Origin of the sequence: Pseudomonas sp. Marseille-Q5115 (assembly GCF_916618905.1) — a bacterium.
In the GTDB taxonomy this organism is placed as follows: domain Bacteria; phylum Pseudomonadota; class Gammaproteobacteria; order Pseudomonadales; family Pseudomonadaceae; genus Aquipseudomonas; species Aquipseudomonas japonica_A.
On record NZ_CAKAKI010000001.1, the window covers coordinates 837,686 to 864,089 of the forward strand.

Consider the following 26,404-nt stretch of genomic DNA (forward strand, 5'->3'; position numbering starts at 1 on the left):
TGACGAGGAACCGATCGATGGCCGGTAGAACGCTTTACGACAAGCTTTGGGATGCTCATTTGGTCAAGCAGCGGGACGATGGCTCGGCGCTGATCTATATCGATCGCCACATCGTTCACGAAGTGACCTCACCCCAGGCTTTCGAAGGGCTAAGGCTGGCCGGCCGTACTCCGTGGCGCGTGGACAGCATTGTCGCTACCCCCGACCACAACGTACCGACCACCCCCGAGCGCAAGGGCGGCATCGAGGCCATCGCCGACCAGGTATCGCGCCTGCAGGTGCAAACCCTCGACGACAACTGCGATGAATACGGCATTACCGAATTCAAGATGAACGACGAGCGCCAAGGCATCGTTCACGTGATCGGCCCGGAGCAGGGCGCGACCTTGCCGGGCATGACCGTGGTATGCGGCGACTCCCACACTTCCACCCATGGTGCGTTCGGCGCGCTGGCCCATGGCATCGGCACCTCGGAAGTGGAGCACGTGCTCGCGACCCAGTGCCTGGTGGCCAAGAAAATGAAAAACATGCAGGTACTGGTCGAGGGCACCTTGCCGTTCGGTGTTACCGCCAAGGACATCGTGCTGGCGGTGATCGGCAAGATCGGCACCGCAGGCGGTAATGGCCATGCCATCGAATTCGCGGGCAGCGCCATCCGTGACCTGTCCGTTGAAGGCCGCATGACCATTTGTAACATGTCCATCGAGGCCGGCGCCCGTGTGGGCCTGGTGGCGTGCGACGAAAAGACCATCGCCTACGTGAAAGGTCGCCCGTTCGCCCCGAGCGGCGATAACTGGGAAAAAGCCGTTGCCCAATGGCAGGGCCTGAAGTCCGATGACGACGCCCATTTCGATACGGTGGTGCGCTTGAACGCCGCCGAGATCAAGCCGCAGGTCAGCTGGGGTACGTCTCCGGAAATGGTGCTGGCGGTGGACCAGGCCGTTCCAGACCCGGCCGCCGAGGCGGATCTGGTAAAACGCGGCTCCATCGAGCGCGCCCTCAAGTACATGGGCCTGCGTGCCAACCAGCCGATCACGGATATTCGCCTGGACCGTATTTTCATTGGTTCCTGCACCAACTCGCGGATCGAAGACCTGCGCGCCGCTGCTGAGGTTGCCAAGGGCCGCAAGGTCGCCGCCACCATCAAGCAAGCGATCGTGGTGCCCGGTTCTGGCCTGGTGAAGGCTCAGGCCGAGCGGGAAGGGCTGGACCGCATCTTCATCGAAGCGGGCTTTGAATGGCGCGAACCGGGCTGCTCCATGTGCCTGGCGATGAACCCGGACCGCCTGGAATCCGGCGAGCACTGCGCTTCCACCTCCAACCGCAACTTCGAAGGGCGCCAGGGTGCTGGTGGCCGTACCCACCTGGTAAGCCCGGCGATGGCCGCGGCCGCCGCTGTGGTCGGCCATTTCGTAGACGTCCGTGAACTGTCCCAGGAGAGCGCAGCATGAAAGCTTTCACCCAGCACACCGGCCTTGCCGCGCCCCTGGATCGCGCCAACGTCGACACCGACCAGATCATTCCCAAGCAATTCTTGAAGTCGATCAAGCGCACGGGGTTCGGCCCCAACCTGTTCGATGAATGGCGCTACCTGGATGTGGGCCAGCCCTACCAGGACAATTCCAAGCGCCCGCTCAATACCGAATTCGTGTTGAACCATCCACGCTACCAGGGCGCCAGTGTATTGCTGGCCCGGGAAAACTTCGGTTGCGGCTCCAGCCGTGAGCACGCGCCTTGGGCGCTGGACGAATACGGCTTCCGCTGCGTGGTTGCCCCCAGCTTCGCGGACATCTTCTTCAACAACAGCTTCAAGAATGGCCTGCTGCCGATCATTCTCGATGCCAGCGACGTGGATGAACTGTTCCGTCAGGTGGAGGCCGAGCCCGGTTACCAACTGGCCATCGACCTGGCCGCGCAAACCGTTACCCGTCCCGATGGCAAGGCGTACAGCTTCGAGATCGACGAATTCCGCAAGCATTGCCTGCTGCATGGCCTGGACGACATCGGCCTGACCCTGCAGGATGCCGACGCTATCCGCGCCTTCGAAACCCGGCTCAAGGCAGCGCAGCCCTGGTTGTTCCGCTGATCCCCCCAGGCGCCACACATTTACCGGCACCCCGTGGGGTGCCGTTTTGCATAAGAAGAGGAACGCATGAGCAAGCAGATCCTGATTCTCCCCGGCGACGGCATCGGTCCTGAAATCATGGCCGAGGCGGTCAAGGTGCTCAATGTTGCCAACGAGCGCTTCAACCTCGACCTGAGCCTGACCGAAGACGTGATCGGTGGCGCCGCCATCGACCGCCACGGCGTACCGCTGGCCGACGAAACCCTCGAGCGCGCCCGCGCGGCCGATGCCGTGTTGTTGGGTGCCGTGGGCGGCCCGAAGTGGGACAAGATCGAGCGGGACATTCGCCCGGAGCGTGGCCTGCTGAAAATCCGCGCCCAACTGGGCCTGTTCGCCAACCTGCGCCCGGCCATCCTCTATCCGCAACTGGCCGATGCCTCCTCGCTCAAGCCGGAAATCGTCGCCGGGCTGGATATTCTCATCGTGCGTGAGCTAACCGGTGGCATCTACTTTGGCGCCCCTCGAGGCACCCGGGAGCTGGAAAACGGCGAGCGCCAGGCCTACGACACGCTGCCCTACAGCGAGAGCGAAATCCGCCGTATCGCTCGAGTGGGCTTTGAAATGGCACAAGTGCGCGGCAAAAAGCTGTGCTCGGTCGACAAGGCCAACGTCCTTGCGTCCAGCCAGCTGTGGAGAGAGGTGGTCGAGGACCTTGCGAAGGATTATCCTGAGGTCGAGTTGAGCCACATGTATGTGGACAACGCCGCGATGCAGCTGGTACGGGCACCCAAGCAGTTCGATGTGATGGTCACCGACAACATGTTCGGCGACATCCTCTCGGACGAAGCGTCCATGCTCACCGGCTCCATCGGCATGCTGCCCTCGGCGTCCCTGGATGCCCGCAACAAGGGCATGTACGAGCCTTGCCACGGTTCCGCGCCAGACATCGCGGGCCAGGGCATCGCCAACCCGCTGGCCACCATCCTCTCGGTGTCCATGATGCTGCGTTACAGCTTCAACGAAACCGAAGCGGCCGCAGCCATCGAAGCGGCAGTCGGCAAGGTGCTCGATCAGGGCGTGCGCACCGGCGACATCTGGTCGCAAGGCTGCACGAAGGTCGGTACGCAGGAAATGGGCGACGCAGTAGTCGCGGCCCTGCGAAATCTGTAATCTCTCGGGCCCGCCGCTCCGTCTGCAAGGGGCGGCGACCCACTTTTTTCAAGGGTGTAGTTGCGATGAAACGTGTAGGTCTGATCGGTTGGCGCGGTATGGTCGGTTCCGTGCTCATGCAGCGGATGCTGGAAGAGCAGGACTTCGACCTGATCGAACCGGTATTTTTCACTACCTCCAACGTGGGCGGTGAAGGTCCTGCCGTGGGCAAGGATGTCGCGCCGCTCAAGGATGCGTACAGCATCGAGGAACTGAAAACCCTGGACGTCATCCTCACCTGCCAGGGTGGCGACTACACCAGCGAAGTGTTCCCCAAGCTGCGTGAGGCTGGCTGGCAGGGCTACTGGATCGACGCCGCGTCCACCTTGCGCATGCAGGATGACGCCGTGATCGTGCTCGACCCGGTCAACCGCAAGGTGATCGACCAGCAGCTCGATGCCGGTACCCGCAACTATGTGGGCGGCAATTGCACCGTCAGCCTGATGCTGATGGGCCTGGGCGGCTTGTTCGAAGCGGGCCTGGTGGAATGGATGAGCGCCATGACCTATCAGGCGGCGTCCGGTGCAGGCGCGCAGAACATGCGCGAGCTTATCCGCCAGATGGGCGCGACCCACGCCGCGGTCGCCGATGACCTGGCCAACCCCGCCAGCGCCATCCTCGACATCGACCGCAAGGTGGCCGAGGCCATGCGCGGCGAAGCCTTCCCTACCGAGCAGTTCGGTGTACCCCTGTCCGGCAGCCTGATCCCGTGGATCGACAAGGAACTGCCAAACGGGCAAAGCCGCGAGGAATGGAAAGGCCAGGCCGAGACCAACAAGATCCTCGGCCGCTTCAAGAACCCCGTTCCGGTCGACGGTATCTGCGTGCGCATCGGTGCCATGCGCTGCCACAGCCAGGCGCTCACCATCAAGCTGAACAAAGACGTGCCGATCGCCGACATCGAAGGCATGATCAGCCAGCACAACCCATGGGTGAAGCTGGTGCCGAACCACCGCGAAGCCAGCATGGCCGAGCTCACGCCTACTCAGGTGACCGGTACGCTGAACGTGCCGGTAGGCCGCCTGCGCAAGCTCAACATGGGTTCGCAGTTCCTCGGTGCTTTCACCGTGGGCGACCAGTTGCTCTGGGGCGCCGCCGAACCGCTGCGCCGCATGCTGCGTATCCTGCTGGAACGCTGATACGCGCAAGGCCCTTCGCGGCTGGTGTGATGTTTCCTGTTCCGGAAACACCGCGCCAGCCGCGTTTTCGTTTTCTCTGCTGAAGGAAAGGCAATGTCCGTCACTTTCGATGTCGCCGTGGTTGGCGCTACGGGTACCGTGGGTGAAACCCTGGTACAAATCCTCGAAGAGCGTGAGTTCCCGCTGGGCCAGCTGTACTTGCTGGGCAGCGAGGCATCGGTGGCCCAGTCGGTGCCGTTCCGTGGGCGCAACGTGCGGGTGAAAGCGCTGGACGGCTTCGACTTCCAGCAGGTGAAGCTGGCGTTCTTCTGCGCCGGTGAAGCGGTCAGCCAAGCCTATGTGAGCAAGGCCAAAGCCGCGGGCTGTACGGTAATCGACCTGGCGGGAGGGCAGGGCACGCCCGTGGTGGTACCAGAAGTAAACCCTGGCATCGCAGAAGACGTTGCCATGCCGGCGTTGATCGCCAGCCCGGGTAGCGTGGCGACGGGCCTTGCCCTGGCGCTGGCGCCGCTGATGCCGTTGCTCGAAATAGAGCAGGTGAACGTTACCGCGTGCCTCTCCATGTCCTCCAAAGGGCGCGATGCCATCCGCGAGCTGGCGCGCCAAACCACCGAACTGCTGAATGCCCGGCCGTTGGAGCCGCGAGTGTTTGACCGCCAGGTGGCCTTCAACCTGCTACCCCAGGTGGGCGAGCCCGATGCCGCTGGCCACCTCGCGCTGGAAAAACGTGCGCACCGTGAATTGCGCGAACTGCTCGGCCTGCCTTTACTCAAAGCATCCATCAGCTGCATCCAGGCACCGGTTTTCTTCGGTGACAGCCTTGCCGTGAGCGTACGCTCCAGCGCGCCTGTGGACCTTGAAGCCGTGTGTGCCGCGTTGGAAACGGCACCTGGCGTGGAGTGGACGGGCACCGACGATTATCCGACCACAGTAGGGGATGCCGTGGGCCAGGACGTGCTCTACGTGGGCCGCGTACGTACCGGGTTGGATGACGCCTGCGAGCTGAACCTCTGGCTGACGCTGGATAACGTGCGCAAGGGGGCCGCACTGAATGCGGTGCAATTGGCGGAATTGTTGATAAAACGCCTTTCCTAAAAGATACTTGGGAATACTTTACATAAAGTTTCTTGGTTCACGATGTGAGTCCGGCACGCACAAAAGGATCTGGCCATGGTTCAAGTTCGCAAACTGGTCTTGGCGATAGCCGCTGCCACCGCGCTGTCATCGGGTATGGCGCAAGCCCTGGAACTGGGCGAGCTCACGTTGAAATCGGCGGCCAATCAGCCGCTTGTCGCGGAAATCGAGCTGCGTGATGTCGCTCAGCTCACCGCTCCGGAAATCGTGCCGGGCCTTGCCTCCTCCGAAGAATTCGCGCGCGCCGGGCTGGACCGCCAGGCCTTCCTGAACCAGTTGAGCTTTACCCCGGTGATCAACGCGGGCGGGCGCAGCGTGATTCAGGTCACGTCCCCTTCGCCTTTGCCTGAGCCCCTGCTCAAATTCCTGGTGCAAGTGATCTACCCCAGCGGCCGCCTGATGCGCGACTACAGCGTGCTGGTCGACCCGTCCCGCTTCTCCCCCCAAGCCGCAGAGGCCGCCGCGCCGCCTGCCACGCCGGCGGTCACCGCGCCCGCTTCGGAGAACGCCCGGGAATACACCACCACCAATCGCGACACGCTGTGGGAAATTGCCGCGCGCTTCCGTGAGCAGGCCTCGGTACAGCAGACCATGCTTGCGATTCAGGCGATGAACCCGGACGCGTTCCAGGACGCCAACATCAACCGCCTGCGCGCGGGGCAGGTGCTGCGCCTGCCGGATAACAGCGACGCTACTGCCCTGCCGCAGCCAAAGGCCATCGCTGAAGTGGCCCGGCAGAACGCTGCCTGGCGCGAGGGGCGGCGGTTGGGCCCTCGTGCGCAGCAGCTCGATGCCACGCGCGGCAACGGTCGCGGCAATGCCCCGGCGCCGGCGCAGGGCGACAACCTCAAGCTGGTGTCCGGGGAAGCGGCCAACGAGCGCGCCCGTGGCCTGGCCGGTGACAACAAGGTGCTGTCAGACAAACTGGCGGTGACCCAGGAAAGCCTGGACAGCGCGCAGCGGGAAAACAGCGAGCTGCAGAGCCGCATGGCAGACCTGCAAAGCCAGTTGGAGAAGGCTCAGCGCCTGCTGCAACTCAAGAGCGATCAATTGGCGCGCCTGGAGGCTGCGGCCTCGGGCACCCCGGCTTCCAACGCCGCCGAGCCGGGCGCCGCGCAGGAAGGTACCGCCCCGGCTGATGGCCAGCCGGCTATCAATGCCCAGCTTACGCCGCCGCCCGAAAGCCAGGAGGCTCCCGCCGAAGGCTCCGCCACGCCAGCACCGGCACCAGCCGCGAACGATCCTGCGGCAGTGCCGCCTGTGGTCGCCGAGCCTGTGGCCGAGGAGGCCCCGAGCAACCCTTGGGTACTTGGTTCCGCTGCCGGGCTAGCTATCGCCGCGGTACTGCTGGCCGCCTGGCTGCTGGCGCGCCGGCGCAAGGCCCAGCAGGAATCCGAACGCCACGCGCGCATGGCGCGTGAATTGTCCGAGGCCCAGGAGTTTCGCTCCGAGGACTTCGACCTCCCGTCTACCAGCTTCGAAGGGCTAGGTACCCCCGCGCCGAGTGTCCGCCTTACGCCAGCGATGGTTGCTGCATCGGCCGCTGCCGCCCAAGCCGCAGAGGCGCCGGTGTACCAGCGGCCAAGTACCCCGCCACCGAAAAATGAACTGCCCACGGTTGCCTCGCTGGTGGTAGCGCCCGCTGCAGACGATGCGCTTACCCAGGCTGACGATCAGATCGCGCAAGGCCGCTACACCCGGGCCGGCGACATCCTGGAAGCCGCTATCGAGGCAGAGCCCGACCGCAGCGACCTGCGCCTCAAACTCATGGAAGTGTTCGCTCATCAAGGCGACCGCGACGGGTTTGTGGCCCAGGAGCGGCGCCTGATGGCTACGGGCGCCAACCACGCCCGGGTCAATGAACTCAAGGCGCGCTTCCCGGCGATGGCCGGAGTCGCCGCTGGCTTGAGCGCTGCGGCAGTGGCGGCGGAACTGGACGCCCAATACGTGAAGGACCTGCTGCAGGACGAGCCAAACGCGCCCGAGCCTATCGGCGATGTGTTCGACACGGATTTTGACCTGAGCCTGGATGGCATTGAAACGGCCCCTGAGGAACCGTCCCCGGCAGCAGAGCAAGCCCCGGTGCGCGCTGTTCCACGGGACGAACTGGATTTCGAATCGCTGCTACGTGAACGTACCGCCTTGCAGGCCTCCGAGGCACCGCCTGCCGAGCCGGACCTAGCGCCCGATGAGCCTGCGCCTTCGCCCGTGGACGAACTGCACGAGGTTGATCCGCTGGACATTGACCCCCTCCCTGACGAAGTGCCAGACGATACCGCTGTGCCGTCGGAGCATGAGCGGCTGGAGGATTTCGACCTGTCGCTGTCCGACGACGAGAAAGAAGATCAGGACCGTTTCGCTGCCGACGTGAACGATGTCAATTCCCAGCTCGACCAGCTGTCGCGCAGCCTTAGCGAGGCGTCGGCAGGCAATAGCCTGCACAGTGCCCAGGGCGCCGATGAAGGGCTGGATGAGTTTGATTTCCTGGCCGACTCGGATGAAGTGACCACCAAGCTGGACCTTGCCCGTGCCTATATCGAAATGTCGGACGCCGAAGGTGCCCGGGATATTCTCGATGAGGTGCTCAAGGAAGGTAACGTGGCGCAACAGAAGGAAGCTCGCAAGATGCTCGCCGCCTTGAGTTGAGCGCGGTAGTTTATCTCCCGACGGCAGCCGCGCAGGCTGCCGTTGTCGTTTTTCTGGATATGGGTTTCAAGCAGTGACTATTTACCAAAGCGCGGCGGACGAAGTTGCCGCCGACGGTTACACCCGCATTGCATTGGGTGTGGAATACAAAGGCTCGCGCTATAACGGCTGGCAACGCCAGGCCGACGGCGTGCGCAGCGTGCAGGAAACCCTCGAGCGGGCGCTTTCCAAGGTGGCGGCCTGCCCGGTGTCGGTCATGTGTGCCGGGCGCACGGATGCCGGGGTGCATGCCTGCGGGCAGGTCGTGCACTTCGATACGCAGGCCGTTCGACCCGAGCGCGCCTGGGTAATGGGCACTAACGCCGAATTGCCCAGCGACATCAGCGTGACCTGGGCTCGGCCGATGCCACGCGACTTTCATGCCCGCTTCAAAGCGATGTCCCGGCGTTACCGCTACGTCATCTACAACGACCTTATTCGCCCGGCGCACCTTGCCGATGAGGTGACCTGGAACCATCGTCCGCTGGACGTCGAGCGTATGGCGCAAGCGGCGCAGCCGTTGCTTGGCACCCATGACTTCAGCGCGTTCCGCGCCAGCCAGTGCCAGGCCAAGTCCCCGATCAAGCAGATGCATCACCTGCGTATCAGCCGTCACGGACAGATGATCGTCATCGATGTTCGCGCCAATGCGTTTCTCCATCACATGGTGCGAAACCTTGCCGGGGTGCTGATGGCGATCGGCTCTGGTCAGAAGCCCGTCACCTGGGCAGAAGAAGTGCTGCAGGGGCGGGAGCGCCGCCAGGGCGGCGTCACGGCGCACCCCTATGGGCTTTACCTGGTGCACGTGGAATATCCGGATAGCTATGAAATACCGTCGAGATATCTCGGGCCACATTTCCTTACAGGCTTCTGCGGCCTGGAAGGCTGACGCCCCAAGGTGCTTTTGCTAACATGCCAGGCTTTCCGCAAGCGCTGAGGTAGTAGCCCGATGGCCGCCGTTCGCAGCAAGATCTGTGGTATTACCCGCGTCGAAGACGCTCTGGTGGCGGCGCATGCCGGTGCCGACGCCATCGGCCTCGTGTTCTACCCTCGCAGCCCCCGGGCGGTTACGGTCCTCCAGGCGCGCGAAATCATCAACGCCTTGCCCCCTTTCGTGACCACGGTGGGGCTCTTCGTCAATGCCAGCGCCTGTGAAATCAACGAAACACTGGACGCCGTCGCCCTCGACCTGCTGCAGTTTCACGGGGACGAAACACCCGAGGAATGCGGTCGTTACGGGCACCCGTATATCAAGGCCCTGAGGGTTCGGCCCGAAGATGATATCGCCGAGGCGTGCAGGCGCTACAAGGGCGCCAGCGGCCTGTTGCTCGATGCCTTCGTGGAAGGCGTACCCGGCGGCACCGGCCTGGCGTTCGACTGGGGGCTGGTTCCGGCGGAGCTGGACAAACCCATCATCCTGGCCGGGGGGCTCACCCCCGAAAACGTCAGCGAGGCCATAGAGCAGGTGCGGCCGTACGGGGTGGACGTAAGCGGCGGAGTAGAGCGCAGCAAAGGGATAAAGGACGCCCGTCGCGTGGAGGCATTCGTCAAGGCTGTGCGTTCCTGGCGTTGACTTGGCCGGGCGGTATGGCAATGTGACGGCGGCGACCTTGCCGCCGTCGTACGTTTCTAGCGTGCCTTGCAGGCCCCACAAGGTGGCCCGGTACGCCTATAGCTATTTTCGAGAGGGTGAAGCGTCACGCGCTCCCCTGGTGTTGAATGACCGTGGCGGCGCTGGCCCCCAGGTCCGGCCCGCACAGGGTTTGCCCAGTTACTGGAGAAACAAGCATGAGCAACTGGTTGGTAGACAAACTGATCCCTTCGATCATGCGTTCCGAGGTGAAGAAGAGTTCGGTTCCCGAGGGCCTGTGGCACAAGTGCCCGAACTGCGAGGCGGTGCTTTACCGGCCCGAGCTCGAGAAAACCCTCGACGTTTGCCCCAAGTGCAACCATCACATGCGCATTGGCGCTCGTGCCCGCCTGGATATCTTCCTCGATGCCGAGGGCCGCGAGGAGCTGGGTGCCGAGCTCGAGCCGGTTGACCGCCTGAAGTTCAAGGACGGCAAGAAATACAAGGATCGCCTCACCGCTGCGCAAAAGCAGACCGGTGAAAAGGACGCGCTGATTTCCATGAGCGGTACCCTGATGGGCATGCCGGTCGTGGCCAGTGCCTTCGAATTCAGCTTCATGGGCGGTTCCATGGGCGCCATCGTGGGTGAGCGTTTCGTTCGCGCGGCCAATTACGCGCTGGAAAACCGCTGCCCCATGGTGTGCTTCGCGGCGTCCGGTGGTGCCCGCATGCAGGAGGCACTGATCTCCCTGATGCAGATGGCCAAAACCTCCGCTGTACTGGCGCGGCTGCGCGAAGAAGGCCTTCCGTTCATCTCGGTACTGACCGACCCGGTGTACGGCGGCGTTTCCGCCAGCCTGGCCATGCTGGGTGACGTGATCGTCGGCGAGCCGAAGGCGCTGATCGGCTTTGCTGGCCCGCGAGTGATCGAGCAAACCGTGCGCGAAAAACTCCCAGAAGGCTTCCAGCGTAGCGAATTCCTGCTGGAACACGGCGCCATTGACCTGATCGTTCACCGTCAGGAGCTACGCCCGCGCCTGGCGCGCCTGCTGGCCCAGATGATGAACGTGCCTACCCCTGGGCAGGCGGTGATCTCCGCTCAGCCCGCCGAGCCGGCTGCCGCGACCACGCCTGCAGCGGTATGAAACCTCGCACCCTGGACGCCTGGCTGGCCTACCTTGAACAGCTGCACCCCGTGGCCATCGACATGGGGCTGGAGCGGTCGCGAGAGGTATTCCAACGGTTGGGCCTCGGGCCCCTGGCGCCTCGGGTCATTACTGTCACGGGTACCAACGGCAAGGGTTCCACCTGCGCCTTCCTCGCCAGCCTGCTGGCAGGGCAGGGCCTGCGTGTGGGAGTGTACAGCTCGCCCCACTTGCTGCGGTACAACGAGCGCGTCCGCCTGAATGGTACCGAGGCCTCGGATGCGCAGCTCTGCGCTGCGTTCGAGGCCGTGGAAGCAGCACGCGGTGACGTGTCGCTGACCTATTTCGAAATGGGTACCCTGGCGGCCTTCTGGCTGTTTGCCTCCGCGGGCCTCGATGCCGTGGTACTGGAAGTGGGGCTGGGTGGCCGTCTCGATACGGTCAACCTCGTGGACGCCGACCTTGCTGTGGTCACCAGCATCGGCATCGACCACGCCGACTATCTGGGCAATACCCGGGAATCGGTAGCGTTCGAGAAGGCCGGGATCCTTCGCTCCGGTCGGCCCGCGCTATGCGGCGATCTCGATCCGCCCGCGCCTCTGCTCGAAAAGGCTCGCAGCCTGGGTTGCCATCTGCTGCTGCGCGGCCATGAGTTCGACCTGCAAATACACGCGCAAGGTTGGAACTGGCAAGGGCAGGGCGCCGAAGGTCAGGCGCTGCGCCTGGTGAACCTGCCACGGTTGGACCTGCCCATGGAAAACGCGGCGCTCGCCTTGCAGGCCTTCGCGCTCCTGGGCCTGCCCTCGGAAGCGGACAGCATTGCCGAGGCGCTGCGAACCACCCATGTCACCGGCCGCCTGGATCGGCGGGACGTTGCATGGAAAGGCAAGCGGGTGCGCCTGCTGCTGGACGTGGGGCATAACCCCCATGCTGCGCAATACCTCCGGGGTCGGCTGCCACCAATTGCCGCGCCTGCCATTCGCCGTGCGGTGTTCGGGTTGCTGGCTGACAAGGACCTTGCAGGTGTGATCGAGCCGCTGTTGGGTTGTGTGTCTGACTGGGCCGTATGCCCCTTGCCATCGCCTCGTAGCCGTTCCGTCGAGTCATTGCAGGCAGCCTTGTCGAACCTTGGGGCCGTAGCAACGTCACATGGCAGTGTCGAGGCGGCCCTTGAGCATCAATGTGATCTGGCTGGCCCAGGCGACGAGATACTCGTGTTCGGATCTTTCTTTTGTGTAGCCGATGCCCTGCCATGGATCGAGCGGCACGGCCTGGAGGTAGCCGCGGATGGCTCTGCTGGATAACGTCTTCAAGCAACGCATGGTCGGCGCGCTGGTGCTGATTGCACTGGCCGTGGTGTTTCTGCCCATGCTGTTCAGCCGCCCGGACGAGCTTCGTGAGGTGCGGGTCAATGCGCCCTCGGCGCCGGTCGCGCCCGTGGTGCCTGACGTAAGTGTGCAGCCGGCGGCAGTTCCGGACGCGCCCCCGCCTACTGTGGTCGAGGATGCCGCACCCGCGACGGCTCCGTCCCCGGCGCCCGCGCCTGCGCCAGCGATTACTGCCAAGGCACCGGCTCAAGCTCATCCGCCCAGCATGCCCATTGCCTCCGCTCCTACGGTCACCGCGCCCTCGGCAGGCACCCCTGTGGCAGGCACCCCTGTGGCAGGCACTCCTGCGGTCGCGCAGCCCAAAGTGGCGCCGCAGGCTGCCACGCCTGCGCCAACCGCGTCGGCCAACAAGCTGGACGGTAGCGGCGTACCGGTGAGCTGGTCGGTGCAATTGGCAAGCCTTTCCAGCCGCGCGGGCGCCGATACCCTGCAGAAGACCCTTCGCACTCAGGGCTACAATGCCTATGTTCGCTCGGCTGACGGCAAGAACCGCGTGTTCGTTGGGCCGCTGATCGACCGTGCGGAAGCCGAGCGCCTTCGCGATGTGATCAATCGCCAGCAAAACCTGAAGGGGTTCGTGGTGCGCTTCGAGCCTGAGCGCACCTGAATCAACTTTCTTGAAGCCTGTTCGGGCTTTGCCAGGCGGCAGGCTTCCCGGTCCGCCAGGTCTGGCCACAGCCTCTCTTTCCGGCCATAGCCCCAGCCAATAGCGGCGATCCGATAATGCCGCTTAACCGGAACCTTCCCGTCTGCTAAAATGCGCGGCCTTATCCGTATGCAGGCCGAAAAGTGGCTTTTACCTGGGTTGACTGGGCGATCATTGCGGTCGTCGCTATCTCTGCGTTGATCAGCTTGAAGCGCGGCTTCGTCAAGGAAGCCCTCTCGCTGGTAACGTGGATAGTCGCAGGCGCCGTGGCCTGGATGTTTGGCGGCGGCCTTTCCCAGTACCTTGAAGGTTATATTCAAACGCCATCAGCGCGCGTTATCGCCAGCTGCGTCATTCTGTTCGTTGCCACCCTGTTGGTGGGCGCGATGGTCAATTTCCTCATAGGCGAACTCATTCGTGTCACCGGGCTGTCTGGAACAGACCGCTTTCTGGGTATGGTGTTCGGCGCCGCCCGTGGTGGGCTGCTGATCGTGATTGCCGCCGGCCTGCTCAGCCTGGGCCCCGTTCAACAGGATCCATGGTGGCAACAGTCGCAATTGCTACCGCGTTTTCTTCTCGTTGCAGACTGGTCAAAGAACCTCATTCTTGGAATGAGCAGTCAATGGCTGGCGGCCGGGGTCACTTCCCCGGTCGAGATTCCGTTCAAGGAGCATCTCTTGCCTGCGCCCAAAGGCCATGAGCAAGGGTCCGTTCAGGTTCACTAAGTAGGGGTTGTGTCGCATGTGTGGCATCATCGGTATCGTCGGTAAGTCGAACGTCAATCAGGCACTGTATGACGCATTAACCGTCTTGCAGCATCGCGGCCAGGACGCTGCCGGTATTGTGACCAGCCACGACGGCCGGTTATTCCTTCGCAAGGACAACGGCCTGGTCCGTGATGTGTTCCAGCAGCGCCATATGCAACGGTTGGTGGGGCATATGGGCATCGGCCACGTGCGCTATCCCACCGCTGGCAGCTCCACCTCGGCAGAGGCGCAGCCGTTCTATGTCAACTCCCCTTACGGGATCACCCTGGCGCACAACGGTAACCTCACCAACGTCGAGCAGTTGGCCAAGGAAATCTACGAATCGGATCTGCGCCACGTCAACACCAGTTCGGACTCCGAGGTGCTGCTCAACGTCTTCGCCCATGAACTGGCTGTGCGCGGCAAGCTGCAGCCCACCGAGGAAGATGTCTTCGCCGCAGTGAAAGACACCCACAAGCGTTGCCGTGGCGGCTACGCCGTTGTGGCGATGATCACCGGCTACGGTATCGTCGGCTTCCGCGACCCTAACGCCATTCGTCCTATCGTGTTCGGCCAGCGTCATACCGACGAAGGCGTCGAGTACATGATCGCCTCCGAAAGCGTCGCGCTCGACGTGCTCGGCTTCACCCTGATTCGCGACCTGGCGCCGGGCGAAGCGGTATACATCACCGAAGACGGCAAGCTGCACACTCGCCAGTGCGCGCCAAACCCCCAGTACGCGCCCTGCATCTTCGAGCACGTGTACCTGGCCCGGCCGGATTCGATCATCGACGGGATCTCGGTGTACAAGGCGCGCCTGCGCATGGGCGAGAAGCTGGCCGAGAAAATCCAGCGCGAACGGCCAGACCACGACATCGATGTGGTAATCCCGATCCCGGACACCAGCCGCACTTCGGCGCTGGAGCTGGCGAATCAGTTGGGCGTGAAATTCCGCGAAGGCTTCGTGAAAAACCGCTACATCGGCCGTACCTTCATCATGCCGGGCCAGGCGGCTCGCAAGAAGTCTGTTCGGCAGAAGCTCAACGCCATCGAACTGGAATTCCGCGGCAAGAACGTGATGCTGGTGGACGACTCCATCGTGCGCGGCACCACCTGCAAGCAGATCATCCAGATGGCCCGTGAAGCCGGGGCCAGGAAGGTGTACTTCTGCTCCGCGGCGCCGGCAGTGCGCTACCCGAACGTGTACGGCATCGACATGCCCAGCGCTCATGAACTGATCGCACATAACCGCAGCACCCAGGAAGTTGCCGACCTTATCGGTGCCGACTGGCTGATCTACCAGGACCTGCCAGACCTGATCGATGCAGTGGGCGGGGGCAAGGTGAAAATCGACCAGTTCGATTGCGCGGTATTCGACGGTAACTACGTCACCGGTGACGTGGACGCGGCCTACCTCAGCAAGATCGACACGGCCCGCAACGACGTGGCCAAGGTGAAAACCCAGGCCGTGAGCGCAATCATCGACCTGTACAACAACTGAAGGAGCAGAGCATGAGCCAGGAATGGGACGCAGGGCGCCTCGACAGTGATCTGGAAGGCGTAGGTTTCGACACCCTGGCCGTGCGTGCGGGCCAGCACCGCACCCCGGAAGGGGAGCACAGCGACCCGCTGTTCTTCACGTCCAGCTACGTGTTCCGCACAGCGGCGGATGCAGCGGCACGCTTTGCCGGTGAGGTTCCGGGCAACGTCTATTCCCGCTACACCAACCCTACCGTGCGCTCCTTCGAAGAGCGCATGGCGGCATTGGAAGGTGCCGAGCAGGCGGTCGGTTTCGCGACCGGCATGGCAGCGATCACCGGCGTGGCGATGGGGTTGTGCAGCGCGGGGGACCATGTGCTGGTGTCCCAAAGCGTTTTCGGCTCCACCATCAGCCTGTTCGACAAGTACTTCAAGCGCTTCGGTATCGAGGTGAGCTACGTGCCGCTGGCCGACGTTGCCGGTTGGGAGCAGGCCATCAAGCCCAATACGCGGCTGCTGTTCGTGGAGTCACCGTCCAACCCGCTGGCTGAGCTGGTCGATATCGCCGCGCTCGCCGAAGTCGCCCATGCCCGGGGTGCGCTGCTGGTAGTGGACAACTGCTTCAGCACGCCGGCCCTGCAACAGCCTTTGAAGCTGGGCGCGGACATTGTGGTGCATTCGGCCACCAAGTTCATCGATGGCCAGGGCCGTTGCATGGGCGGTGTTGTAGCGGGGCGTGCGGAACATATGAAGGAAATGGTCGGCGTGGTGCGTACCGCTGGCGCTTCGCTCAGCCCGTTCAACGCCTGGATTTTCCTCAAGGGGCTGGAAACGCTCAGCCTCAGGATGCGCGCTCACTGTGCCAACGCCCAGGCACTGGCCGAGTGGCTGGAGCTGCAGGATGGCATCGAGAAGGTGCACTACGCCGGCCTTGAAAGTCACCCGCAGCACGCGTTGGCGAAGCGGCAGATGCGTGGGGGCTTCGGCGGCGTGGTCAGCTTCGAAGTGAAGGGCGGCAAGCAGGGGGCATGGGCGTTTATCGACGCTACCCGGCTGGTGTCCATCACTGCCAACCTGGGCGACAGCAAGACCACCATCACCCATCCGGCGACCACCTCTCACGGGCGTTTGTCCCCGCAAGAGCGCGAAGCGGCCGGGATTCGTGACAGCCTGATCCGCGTGGCGGTGGGCCTGGAAGACCTCGCAGACCTGCAGGCGGACATGGCCCGAGGCCTGGCTGCGCTGTGATTCCGATGGAAATTGCCCGTACCGGCTTTCGCGATGCTCGCGTTGCGCTGGTCACGGGCGCGGCGCGGGGCGTTGGCCTGGGCATTGCCGCCTGGCTGCTGGTAGAGGGCTGGAAGGTGGTGCTCGCCGACGTGGATGCGGCTCGGGGCGCGCAAGTGGCCGAGGTACTGGGGGAGGGTGCTGCTTTCGTTGCCATGGACGTGGCTGATGAGCGGCAGGTGATTGCCGGGGTAGCCCAGGCCCTGGCGCGCTTCGGTCGGCTTGATGCGCTTGTGTGCAACGCGGCGATCACCGATGCACACGGCGGGCCGATCGAAAGCGTGCCCCTTGCGCACTGGCAGCGGGTGATCGGCGTGAACCTCACCGGCACCATGCTCATGGCCAGGCATTGCGCGCCTTACCTGCGCGCACGCAACGGAGCGATTGTGAACATCTGCTCCACCCGCGCGCACCAGTCAGAGCCAGACACCGAAGCCTACGCGGCGAGCAAGGGCGGCGTGCTGGCACTCACCCATGCGTTGGCTATCAGCCTTGCCCCGGAAATCCGTGTCAATGCGATCAGCCCTGGCTGGGTCGATGCGCGCGATCCTTCCGAGCGCAGGGCCGAACCCTTGAGCGAGGCCGACCATTCGCAGCACCCTGTCGGGCGGGTAGGTACCGTGGAAGACATCGCCGCGGCTGCGGCGTGGCTGTTGTCGCCCAGTGCCGGGTTCGTTACCGGCCAGGAGTTCATCATCGACGGTGGCATGACCCGCAAGATGATTTACGTCTGACAACGGGCGGTAGGGCGGCGTAACGGCCAAATCTGCCTTTTTGAAAAAAACTTCAAGCAGGGTATTGACTTACATTCACCTCATCGCCAAAATGCGCACCACTTCGACGCAGTACACGGGTGATTAGCTCAGCTGGGAGAGCATCTGCCTTACAAGCAGAGGGTCGGCGGTTCGATCCCGTCATCACCCACCACTTCGAAGTGCTCTGATTCTAGAGCGGACGAAAGTCCACCGACGCGCAGCGGTAGTTCAGTCGGTTAGAATACCGGCCTGTCACGCCGGGGGTCGCGGGTTCGAGTCCCGTCCGCTGCGCCATTTTTTTCCAGGTATCGTTAACCCGGTGCCTGAGATTGAAGCAACCACCCCGCTTCGGTCAGCCAGTTTCACTTCGGGCGAAAGCCTGAGCGATACGCAGCGGTAGTTCAGTCGGTTAGAATACCGGCCTGTCACGCCGGGGGTCGCGGGTTCGAGTCCCGTCCGCTGCGCCATCTTCGATCCGAAACGTTGAACGGTTTCGGATCTAGAGAAAAACGACCTTCGGGTCGTTTTTTTTTGCCCGCTGTTTTCGAACCGGGCCTGCCTTCTTCGTGTACCTCAATGGCCGTATGCGGGCGTGTGAAATGCCCTATAACCGTGAGGGTTTTTCTGCGGCGCACTGCATTGGTTCGTCTTTCCCTCGTTTCTCTTCCGCAACGCTCCGCAAATCAATGATTTAGGTTCTGGCACAGAGGTTGCTAAATCTATAACGTCCATCGCAACGCATGGGCCGACCTTCCGGCTGATCAATGTCGATCACCCGGCCGGGCAGTGGCGAGCAACGCGGCTCTCCATACAGAACTTACTGAATACCAGGCAAAGGCGCCTGGAGCTCTCACGGGCTCCAGGCGCCTTTTTCGTTTTTGCGGGGCCAAGGCCTCGAGGCGAGGTAGCGTATGAACTCGATTCTGACTCACAAGCCGCGCGAGCAACTGATCATCGTGGGTAACGGCATGGTCGGCCACCATTTGCTGGAGCAGTTGGCCCAGCGCGGCGCCGTGGCACGTTATGACGTGCATGTGTTCGGCGAAGAGCGGCAGCGTGCCTACGACCGCGTGCATTTGTCCGAATATTTCACCGGGAAGGACGCCGAAGCCTTGGCCATGAATGGCCCGGCTTTCTATCGCGACAACAGTATGCAGGCCCACCACGATGAGGCCGTGCTGGAGATTGATCGCGTCAACCGGGCTATCGTCACGAACAAGGGCCGCTACCACTATGACCGGCTGGTGCTCGCCACCGGCTCCTATCCCTTTGTACCGCCCATTGCCGGTTGCGAAGGCGATGCGCGGCTGGTGTACCGTACTCTCGACGACCTTGATCGCATCCGCCTGGCGGCCCAGGGTGCTCGCCGAGGGGTGGTCGTGGGCGGCGGGTTATTGGGGCTTGAGGCCGCCAATGCTTTGAAGTCGCTGGGGCTCGAGGCGCATGTGGTGGAGTTCGCGCCGCGGCTGATGCCGGTTCAACTGGACAGCGAAGGCGGAGCAGCCTTGCGGGCCCGTATCGAAGCCCTGGGCGTGGGCGTTCACCTGGCGCGGGCGACCCAGAGCGTGGAAGCGGGTGACACCCACCGCTACCGCATGAATTTCGACGGTGGGGAGCATCTGGAAACCGACCTGATCGTGTTCTCGGCGGGTATTCGCCCGCAGGATGCCCTGGGCCGGGGGTGTGGCCTGGATATCGCGCCACGGGGTGGTGTGGTGATAGACAGCGAGTGCCGCAGCAGCGACCCCGCAATCTTCGCCATCGGTGAATGTGCATCCTGGAACGGCAGCGTGTTCGGCCTGGTTGCCCCGGGTTACACCATGGCGCGCAACCTGGCTGATTTGCTGACCGATGGCGATGCTGGCACCTTCACCGGCGCAGATATGTCGACCAAGCTCAAGCTGCTAGGCGTGGACGTAGGGTCCATTGGCGATGCCCATGGCACTACCCCGGGAGCGCGCAGTTACCGCTTCATCGACGAGGCAACCGCCAGTTACCGGCGGCTGGTGGTCGACGCCAGCGGCAGCAAAGTGCTGGGCGCTGTGCTGGTAGGCGATAACAGCTACTACGACACGCTGCTGCAATACGCCCAGAACGGTTTGCCACTGCCCGCAGACCCTGCGGTGCTCATCCTCCCTCAAGGCGAGGCCGCGCCTTTGCTGGGCCCGGACGCGCTGCCCGCCACAGCCACTATCTGTTCCTGTCACAACGTGAGCAAAGGGGCGATATGCGGCGCTATCGACAGCGGCTGTGGCGATCTTGCGTCGGTCAAGTGCCAGACCAAGGCAGGCACTGGCTGCGGTGGCTGTTCGGCCCTGCTCAAGCAGGTGTTCGAGCACGAGCTCAGCGCCCGCGGCGTGACCGTGGACAAGAGCCTTTGCGAGCACTTCGCTTACACCCGCCAAGAGCTCTATGCCCTGGTACGGGTGGAAGGCATTCAAACGTTCGAGGAGCTGCATGCCCGCCACGGTCGAGGCAGCCTGGGGTGCGATACCTGCAAGCCCACGGTGGGCAATATCCTGGCCTCGTGCTGGAACCAGCCCGTGATGGACCCCTCGCTGGTACCGCTGCAGGACACCAACGACACCTTCATGGCCAACATGCAGAAGAACGGCACCTACTCGGTGGTGCCGCGCATCCCGGGTGGCGAAATTACCCCGGACAAGCTCATCGCGATTGGCGCCGTGGCCAAGAAATACGACCTGTACACCAAGATCACCGGTGGCCAGCGGATCGACCTCTTCGGCGCCCAGCTGCATGAGCTTCCGGATATCTGGAGTGAGTTGATCGAGGCAGGGTTCGAAACCGGCCATGCATATGGCAAGTCGACTCGCACGGTGAAGTCCTGTGTAGGCAGCACGTGGTGCCGCTATGGCGTGCAGGACAGCGTAGCCATGGCCCTGCTGATCGAGGACCGCTACAAGGGCCTGCGCTCGCCGCACAAGCTCAAATTCGCGGTGTCGGGCTGTACCCGCGAATGCGCGGAAGCCCAGAGCAAGGACGTGGGCGTGATCGCCACGGAGAAAGGCTGGAACCTTTACCTCTGCGGCAACGGCGGCATGCGCCCGCGCCACGCAGAGCTGTTCGCGACCGACCTGGACGACGCCACGCTCATTCGCTACATCGACCGCTTCCTGATGCTGTACATCCGCACGGCGGACAAGCTCCAACGCACCTCCGTATGGCGCGAAAGCCTGGAAGGCGGGCTGGATTACCTCAAGGCTGTGGTGATCGACGACAGCCTGGGGCTGGCCGCCGAGCTGGAAGCCCAGATGCAACTGGTGGTCGATCGCTACGAATGCGAATGGGCCAACGCGCTGAAGGACCCGGAGAAACTCAAGCGTTTCCGCACCTTCGTGAACGAGAAACATGCCGACCCGGGCGTGCAATTTGTACGCGAACGCGGCCAGCGCCGGCCGGCGCGCGCTGATGAACTTCGCCTGATTCCCGTTACCGCCACTGAGGATGCATGACATGAGCGTGCCAAGCCCTGTTTACCGTACCGATTCCCCGTGGGCCACCCTGTGCGGGCTCGACGACCTGGTGCCCAATTCGGGCGTCGTGGCGTGGCACGAAGGCCAGCAGATCGCGCTGTTCTACCTCCCAGGCCAGGCCCCCGAGCTTTTCGCCCTCGACAACCGCGATCCGCGCTCCGGCGCCAACGTGATTGGCCGCGGCATCATCGGTAACCTCGGCGGCGAGCCGGTGGTGGCGGCGCCGCTGTACAAACAGCACTTCAGCCTGGTAGACGGCCACTGCCTCGAAGATGCTGCCCAGGCGTTAAAAACATGGCCCGTGAGGCTGGTGGAGGGCAGGGTGGAGATCGGGGGCTGAGTGATCCACAGCTGCAAGCCGTAAGCTGCAAGCTGCAAGAGCAAGCCCGGCTTGAAGCTTGAAGCTTGAAACTTGTAGCTTGCAGCTTGGTAAACTCCCGCCATGAACCTCGACAACCGCATCAAATTTCGCCACCTGCTGTGCTTCCTGGAAATCGCCCGCCATGGCAGTTTCGCTCGCGCGGCGGATGCCATGGCGATCAGCCAGCCGGCGATCTCCAAAACCCTGAAGGAGCTTGAAGATCTGCTCCAGGCGCGGCTGTTCGAGCGCAGCAAGGGCGGGGTGGCGCTGACCCCCGCGGGGGTGCGCTTCATGCGCTACGCGGGGCCCTGTGTGCAGGCGCTGCGCGATGGCGTGAGCACATTACGGGACAGCAGCCACGAGCCGCCTCATGTGCGCGTGGGTGCCCTATCTACGGTTGAAAGCCAGTTCATGGCTCAGGTGCTGAGCTTGTTGCATGAGCGCCACTCGGCGTTGGTGGTCAGCGTGGCCACCGGCCCGGGCGCCTACCTCTTGGGGCAGCTGCATGTGGGCGAACTCGACCTGGTGATCGGCCGTGTGGCCGACAACCCGCAAATCCAGGGCCTGACCTTCGAGCACCTGTACAGCGAAGCAATGACGCTTGTGGTTCGGCCGGGGCACCCCTTGCTCGGCGCCAGCCCCGTGGACGTGACCCGCATACCGGCGTTCCCGCTGGTACTGCCCCTGGCAGGCACCACCATTCGCAAGCACGCCGACAGCCTGTTCGTTCAGTATGGCATTCCACCGTCGGCGCAACGGCTTGAAACCCTGTCCCCGACCTTGAGCCGTCGTTACGTGCAGGGCAGCGATGCGATCTGGGTCGCTCCACGTGATGCCGTTCACCTGGATATCCATCAAGGTGAACTGTGCGAGCTGAGCCTGGGGGTGAGTGAGCCGGGCGGCTCGGTGGGCATCTGCGGGAACGCCGCCTTGCCGTTGTCGTTACCGGGCCAGTGGCTGTGTGATGTAGTGCGAGAGGTGGCCGCGAGGTACCGCGAAGGGGAAGCGCAACTGGAGGAAAACACGCTCGCTGGCCACTCGCACGGCGGTTAAACGATCTTTCACCTGCGCGATTGAAAATCCTTTGGTAGCTTGAACTTATCTGATTATTCCCCCTCCTATGGCATAGCCATTGGTCGGGCCCGCCTGCTAAGCTCGCGGCTTAACTCGACCGCCCTTCGTATGGCGCCCCTCACAAGGAAACAGCATGAAACAGCATCGGTTGGCGGCTGCGATCGCCCTGGTTGGCTTGGTTCTCGCCGGTTGCGATAAGCAGACCAGCAGCGTCGAGCTGAAAACCCCGGCTCAGAAAGCCTCCTACGGCATCGGCCTGAACATGGGCAAGAGCCTCGCCCAGGAAGGCATGGACGACCTCGATTCCAAGGCAGTAGCCCTGGGCATCGAAGACGCTGTCGGCAAAAAAGAGCAGAAGCTCAAGGATGACGAGCTGGTCGAGGCCTTTGCCGCGCTGCAGAAGCGCGCCGAAGAGCGCATGACCAAGATGAGCGAGGAATCCATGGCCGCTGGCAAGAAATTCCTTGAAGAGAACGGCAAGAAGGACGGCGTGGTCACTACCGCTTCCGGCTTGCAGTACCAAGTGGTGCAGAAGGCCGATGGCCCGCAGCCCAAGCCTACCGATGTGGTCACCGTGCACTACACCGGCAAACTGATCGACGGCAAGGTGTTCGACAGCTCTGTAGAGCGCGGCAGCCCGATCGACCTGCCTGTCAGTGGCGTGATCCCGGGTTGGGTCGAAGGCCTGCAACTGATGCACGTGGGCGAGAAGGTCAAGCTCTTCATCCCGAGCGACCTGGCCTACGGCGCGCAAAGCCCGAGCCCGACCATTCCGGCCAACTCGGTGCTGGTGTTCGATCTCGAACTGCTGGGCATCAAGGACCCGGCCAAGGCCCAGGCTGAAGGTGACGACGCCGAACAGGCAGCACCGGCGGACGAAGCCCCGGCTGAAGCGCCCGCCAAGGCGCAGTAAGGCCCCAGGCTGCTCCTCCCACAACGCCCCGCACTTGCCGGGGCGTTGTTGTTTTTGGCTGGTTGAAACCCGCGGACCAAACGAACCTGGCCAATCGAAAGCGAACCCCTGAGGGTGCTGAAAGTCAGAGATGAAGGGCTTGCGCCTGGGCGTGCGGGCTGTTATGCGGGGGTTTTTGTCAGTGGATGTGAACGAAAAAACGCCGATCTGACCTTCGCCCCGTCCCGCTGGGGCTTTCAGCCCGATCCAAGGCCACTGTTCACATGGTTATCCACAAATATTGTGGATATCCTTTTCAACGAATGCCCGGGAGGCTTCATGAAGGCACCATTCGGCTTCACCCAATTTTTGCCTCTGGCCGAGCGCCTGGTCGCGCGTGGCCGGTTGCCTGCGCTGGCTATTGCTGTTGCCCGTAAAGTGCGCGGCAAGCGCCTGGGCCAGGTAAAAGAAGACGTCGCATTGTTACAGGCGCTGTGCATGGCGTACTGGCGCGGCGAATACCGCGCGATCAGCGCAAAGGCCATCCTGTCGGTGGTGGCGGGGCTGCTGTATTTTGTCAGCCCTATCGATGCGATCCCCGACTGGCTGCTGGGGGTAGGCATGCTCGACGACATCGCCGTGCTCGGCTGGGTGATGAAAGTACTGCAGGGCGAGCTGGATGCCTTTCGTGCATGGCGTGGCCAGCAACACCCCGAAACCCTGAGTGTGGTGGAGCGTGTGCCCGAGCAGAGCGTGCCACTGGAGGGCGAGTACCTGCGCCGCCCTTGAGCCGCGCGCATTGACGTATGTCGGCGAGGCGCCCTGTCGCACTTCACGGAAAGGTCTGGGCTGTTAAGATGTTTAAAGCCGGTGAAGACCATTCAAGTGACAGGGTCATCAAGGAGGGCTCCGATGACATATGTATCTCAGCGTTTTGAAAATTGCCTCGTTGTGCCTGGCGTAGCCCCAGGCGAGGGGAGCGATCGATGAGCGTGAGGATCAGTCGGCAACATTGGGACGGCCTGCTCGGTGAACTGGATGTGGCAAGACGGCAGCGCCATTTGCTCACCTATCGCGCCTTGCTCGAGCGCCTGCAACTGCCAAGCCCTGCCATGCAAACCCTTACCGCGGCACTTGAGCACCTGGCGATGCTCGATGCACGCGCCGAGCAGCCGCTGCGCAGCTCGCTGGTGATCAGCCAAGGCGCGAGCCGCCTGCCGCGAACCGGTTTCTTCGAATGCGTGGAACGGCTTGGCCGCTTTTCCGGCCCGGTCGACGGGATAGCCGCGGCTTCGTGGCATGCTTCGGAGGTGGTACGGGTGTTCGAGTACAGTTATCCGGGTAAGTCGATGAGCTGAAGGGCGTCGTTTTCGCGAGCTCGCGCCGCCTATTGAGCAAGCGAAGCCGAAGGCGGAGCTCGCGAATAAGGGCTTAAGATAACAGCGGCATTCCGCTTCCCACAGCGTTAAAGCGCCTACAGCGGGATGGCTGCAAGCACAGGAGGCCTGACGAACACCGCCGACCCCACAATCTCCTTGGCGCTGTGTTTGGCCTCTGAAGCCTGCGCGGCCAGGTCTTCGGCATTCAGCCCCGCGCAGTCTCCTGCATTCAGGTGCACCACGCCAATGGACAGTGACAGCAGCGCGAAGGCCTGCCGTACGCCCTGGCGGTTATGCGAAACAAAGCACCCGGCCTCCAGGTGCTCGCTGCGGTAGAAGCGTCGGCACTGCTGGGTGAAATCTTCGATCAGGCGGTCCAGCCGAGGTCGCCAGTCGCCCGAGCCGATCACTAGCATGAAGTCGTCTCCGCCGATGTGGCCAAGAAAATCGCGGCTGGGGTCGACCCGTTCGCTCAGGCAGTGGGCGAGGCACAGCAGCACCTCATCGCCACGGCTGTAGCCGTAGAGGTCGTTGAAGGGCTTGAAGCTGTCGATATCGATGTAGCACACCGCAACTTCGCGGCCTTGGGCGAGCACCCGCTCCAGGCACTGGCGAATGGGCACATTGCCTGGCAGCAGGGTGAGCGGGTTGGCATAGCGCGCCTGTTCGATCTTCAATTCAGTAATCAATTTCAATACGTCGATCACCCTGCCAAGCCCTTGATAGGCGCCGCCCTCGGTGATGATGAAGTCTTCTTCGATGCGCTGGCGCGCCCTGCTGGTGAGCAGCCGGCTCACCTGTTGCAATGACTGGCCCAGCTCCACGGCAAGAAAATCCTCGCTCATCAAGCGGCTGATCGGCTTGCGTGCGAACAGGTCGGTGGCAAAGGGTTTGAGCAGTGCATCGGAAAGCGAGTGGCGGTGAACGATCCCGCATGGGCGGCGCTCCGTATCCAGCACGGCCATCGAGTTCAGGTTCGCCTGCAGGCGGAACGCCTCCAGCACGCGAGCAATCGGCGTGTCGTGGGCCACCGCTGGCTGCTCCAGCAGCAGGTTGCGCAGGTCCCGTGCTTCCTCTGCCAAGGCCGGTGCGGCCTCCACGCGCGGCAGCATGTCGGTTGCCTCCCTTGGTGGCCGTTCATGCGGCCGGGCAAGCAGATAGCCTTGCACCAGGTCCACGCCCATTTCTGTCAACACCGCCAGTTCTTCTACTTGTTCGATGCCTTCGGCGATCACCTGCGCCCGGGAGCGACGGGCGATTTGCAGGATAGAGCCCACGAACTCGCGCTTGAGCGCGTCCTGGTGAATGCCCTCGATAAAGTGCCGGTCGATCTTGACGTAATCAGGGCGCAGCTCGGACCACAGCCGCAGGCTCGAATACCCGGCGCCGAGGTCGTCCAGCGCGATGGTAAAGCCCATGCTGCGATAATGGTGCAATGCTCTAGACAACAGTTGGAAGTCGTCTGTCGGAGTCTGCTCGGTGAGTTCGATCACCACCTGGCTGGGCGACAACCCGTAGCGTTGCAAGAGCTGCAATGTGAGCCCGGACGGGTGTATGGGTTCCAGCAGGGACTCGGGCGACACGTTGAGGAACAGCTTGCCCTGCAACCGCTGTGCGCTGAAGCATTTGCAGGCGGTTTGCCGGCACAACACTTCGAGCTCGCTGAGGTGCCCGGTTTGCCGGGCCACGGCAAAGAGGTTGAGCGGGGAGTGAAGCGGGCTGTTGGACGGGCCCCGCGTGAGTGCCTCATAGCCCAGTACCCGGCGTTCGGCCAGGGAAACGATCGGCTGGAACAGGGTATGGACATTGCCCTGGGCCAGGATGGCACTCAGGGCGCCGAGCTGTTCGGTGATGGTCATGCGTGTCCCGCTGCCGAGAATGAAAAAGGCCGGGCATCGCTGCCCGGCCTCGTATTTCACGACAGTTGCGTGACAGGATGATGACTAAAACGCCATC

22 protein-coding genes and 3 tRNA genes are annotated in these 26,404 nt (G+C 63.1%); 24 read left to right on the top strand and 1 reads right to left on the bottom strand.

What is annotated here, in order from left to right:
• Positions 1-17: 17 nt before the first annotated feature.
• From leuC to LG385_RS04115, 24 genes are all read left to right on the top strand, one after another.
• A complete protein-coding gene (leuC, locus tag LG385_RS04000) occupies positions 18-1,451 on the top strand; it encodes a 3-isopropylmalate dehydratase large subunit (RefSeq protein WP_225772598.1) in 1,434 nt (477 codons plus the stop codon).
• A complete protein-coding gene (gene leuD, locus LG385_RS04005; RefSeq protein WP_225772600.1) occupies positions 1,448-2,086 on the top strand; it encodes a 3-isopropylmalate dehydratase small subunit in 639 nt (212 codons plus the stop codon). The genes leuC and leuD overlap by 4 nt, the downstream gene beginning before the upstream one ends.
• A gap of 66 nt (positions 2,087-2,152) precedes the next feature.
• Positions 2,153-3,235, top strand: a complete 1,083-nt coding sequence (leuB, locus tag LG385_RS04010; protein WP_225772602.1) for a 3-isopropylmalate dehydrogenase — start codon at positions 2,153-2,155, stop codon at positions 3,233-3,235.
• A gap of 65 nt (positions 3,236-3,300) precedes the next feature.
• Positions 3,301-4,413 carry an aspartate-semialdehyde dehydrogenase gene (gene asd / locus LG385_RS04015; RefSeq protein ID WP_225772604.1) on the top strand — a complete coding sequence of 371 codons (1,113 nt, stop codon included), beginning with the start codon at positions 3,301-3,303 and terminating at the stop codon, positions 4,411-4,413.
• Between the two features lie 93 nt (positions 4,414-4,506).
• Positions 4,507-5,508, top strand: a complete 1,002-nt coding sequence (locus LG385_RS04020; RefSeq protein WP_225772606.1) for an aspartate-semialdehyde dehydrogenase — start codon at positions 4,507-4,509, stop codon at positions 5,506-5,508.
• Positions 5,509-5,583: 75 nt separating this feature from the next.
• Complete coding sequence (locus tag LG385_RS04025) at positions 5,584-8,193, top strand: FimV/HubP family polar landmark protein (RefSeq protein ID WP_225772609.1); 2,610 nt, start codon at positions 5,584-5,586, stop codon at positions 8,191-8,193.
• 73 nt (positions 8,194-8,266) lie between these two features.
• Positions 8,267-9,121, top strand: a complete 855-nt coding sequence (gene truA / locus LG385_RS04030; RefSeq protein WP_225772611.1) for a tRNA pseudouridine(38-40) synthase TruA — start codon at positions 8,267-8,269, stop codon at positions 9,119-9,121.
• 60 nt (positions 9,122-9,181) lie between these two features.
• Complete coding sequence (locus LG385_RS04035) at positions 9,182-9,805, top strand: phosphoribosylanthranilate isomerase (RefSeq protein WP_181111662.1); 624 nt, start codon at positions 9,182-9,184, stop codon at positions 9,803-9,805.
• A 215-nt stretch (positions 9,806-10,020) separates the two neighbouring features.
• Positions 10,021-10,947 (top strand): acetyl-CoA carboxylase, carboxyltransferase subunit beta, encoded by a 927-nt coding sequence (gene accD / locus LG385_RS04040; protein WP_225772613.1) that lies wholly within the window; start codon positions 10,021-10,023, stop codon positions 10,945-10,947.
• The gene (gene folC / locus LG385_RS04045) at positions 10,944-12,251 is read left to right on the top strand and encodes a bifunctional tetrahydrofolate synthase/dihydrofolate synthase (protein ID WP_225772615.1); all 1,308 of its coding nucleotides are present in this window, start codon (positions 10,944-10,946) and stop codon (positions 12,249-12,251) included. Before accD ends, folC begins: the two co-directional genes overlap by 4 nt.
• Entirely contained in the window at positions 12,235-12,942 is a 708-nt protein-coding gene (locus LG385_RS04050) for an SPOR domain-containing protein (RefSeq protein WP_225772617.1), read from the top strand. The genes folC and LG385_RS04050 overlap by 17 nt, the downstream gene beginning before the upstream one ends.
• A gap of 182 nt (positions 12,943-13,124) precedes the next feature.
• A complete protein-coding gene (locus tag LG385_RS04055; RefSeq protein ID WP_181111665.1) occupies positions 13,125-13,706 on the top strand; it encodes a CvpA family protein in 582 nt (193 codons plus the stop codon).
• A 16-nt stretch (positions 13,707-13,722) separates the two neighbouring features.
• Positions 13,723-15,228, top strand: a complete 1,506-nt coding sequence (gene purF, locus LG385_RS04060) for an amidophosphoribosyltransferase (RefSeq protein ID WP_181111666.1) — start codon at positions 13,723-13,725, stop codon at positions 15,226-15,228.
• Between the two features lie 11 nt (positions 15,229-15,239).
• Complete coding sequence (locus LG385_RS04065) at positions 15,240-16,454, top strand: O-succinylhomoserine sulfhydrylase (protein WP_225772618.1); 1,215 nt, start codon at positions 15,240-15,242, stop codon at positions 16,452-16,454.
• Between the two features lie 5 nt (positions 16,455-16,459).
• Positions 16,460-17,227 (top strand): SDR family oxidoreductase, encoded by a 768-nt coding sequence (locus LG385_RS04070; protein WP_225772620.1) that lies wholly within the window; start codon positions 16,460-16,462, stop codon positions 17,225-17,227.
• Between the two features lie 117 nt (positions 17,228-17,344).
• Positions 17,345-17,420 (top strand) — tRNA-Val (locus LG385_RS04075).
• A gap of 45 nt (positions 17,421-17,465) precedes the next feature.
• Positions 17,466-17,542: transfer RNA gene (locus LG385_RS04080), tRNA-Asp, on the top strand.
• A 96-nt stretch (positions 17,543-17,638) separates the two neighbouring features.
• Positions 17,639-17,715: transfer RNA gene (locus LG385_RS04085), tRNA-Asp, on the top strand.
• A 444-nt stretch (positions 17,716-18,159) separates the two neighbouring features.
• Positions 18,160-20,721, top strand: coding sequence for a nitrite reductase large subunit NirB (gene nirB, locus LG385_RS04090; protein WP_225772622.1), 2,562 nt, complete (start codon positions 18,160-18,162; stop codon positions 20,719-20,721).
• A gap of 1 nt (position 20,722) precedes the next feature.
• Positions 20,723-21,082 (top strand): nitrite reductase small subunit NirD, encoded by a 360-nt coding sequence (gene nirD, locus LG385_RS04095; RefSeq protein ID WP_225772625.1) that lies wholly within the window; start codon positions 20,723-20,725, stop codon positions 21,080-21,082.
• Positions 21,083-21,184: 102 nt separating this feature from the next.
• Positions 21,185-22,156 carry a pca operon transcription factor PcaQ gene (gene pcaQ / locus LG385_RS04100; RefSeq protein WP_225772627.1) on the top strand — a complete coding sequence of 324 codons (972 nt, stop codon included), beginning with the start codon at positions 21,185-21,187 and terminating at the stop codon, positions 22,154-22,156.
• Between the two features lie 154 nt (positions 22,157-22,310).
• Positions 22,311-23,090 carry an FKBP-type peptidyl-prolyl cis-trans isomerase gene (locus tag LG385_RS04105; protein ID WP_181111673.1) on the top strand — a complete coding sequence of 260 codons (780 nt, stop codon included), beginning with the start codon at positions 22,311-22,313 and terminating at the stop codon, positions 23,088-23,090.
• A gap of 318 nt (positions 23,091-23,408) precedes the next feature.
• On the top strand, positions 23,409-23,858 hold the full coding sequence (locus LG385_RS04110; RefSeq protein ID WP_181122997.1) for a YkvA family protein: 450 nt from the start codon (positions 23,409-23,411) through the stop codon (positions 23,856-23,858).
• Positions 23,859-24,055: 197 nt separating this feature from the next.
• On the top strand, positions 24,056-24,427 hold the full coding sequence (locus LG385_RS04115) for a hypothetical protein (protein ID WP_181111675.1): 372 nt from the start codon (positions 24,056-24,058) through the stop codon (positions 24,425-24,427).
• Positions 24,428-24,543: 116 nt separating this feature from the next.
• Here the strand turns inward: LG385_RS04115 and LG385_RS04120 are convergent, their stop codons facing one another.
• Positions 24,544-26,307: a bifunctional diguanylate cyclase/phosphodiesterase gene (locus tag LG385_RS04120; protein WP_225772629.1), complete on the bottom strand. Its 1,764-nt coding sequence runs from the start codon at positions 26,305-26,307 to the stop codon at positions 24,544-24,546.
• Between the last annotated feature and the right edge of the window lie 97 nt (positions 26,308-26,404).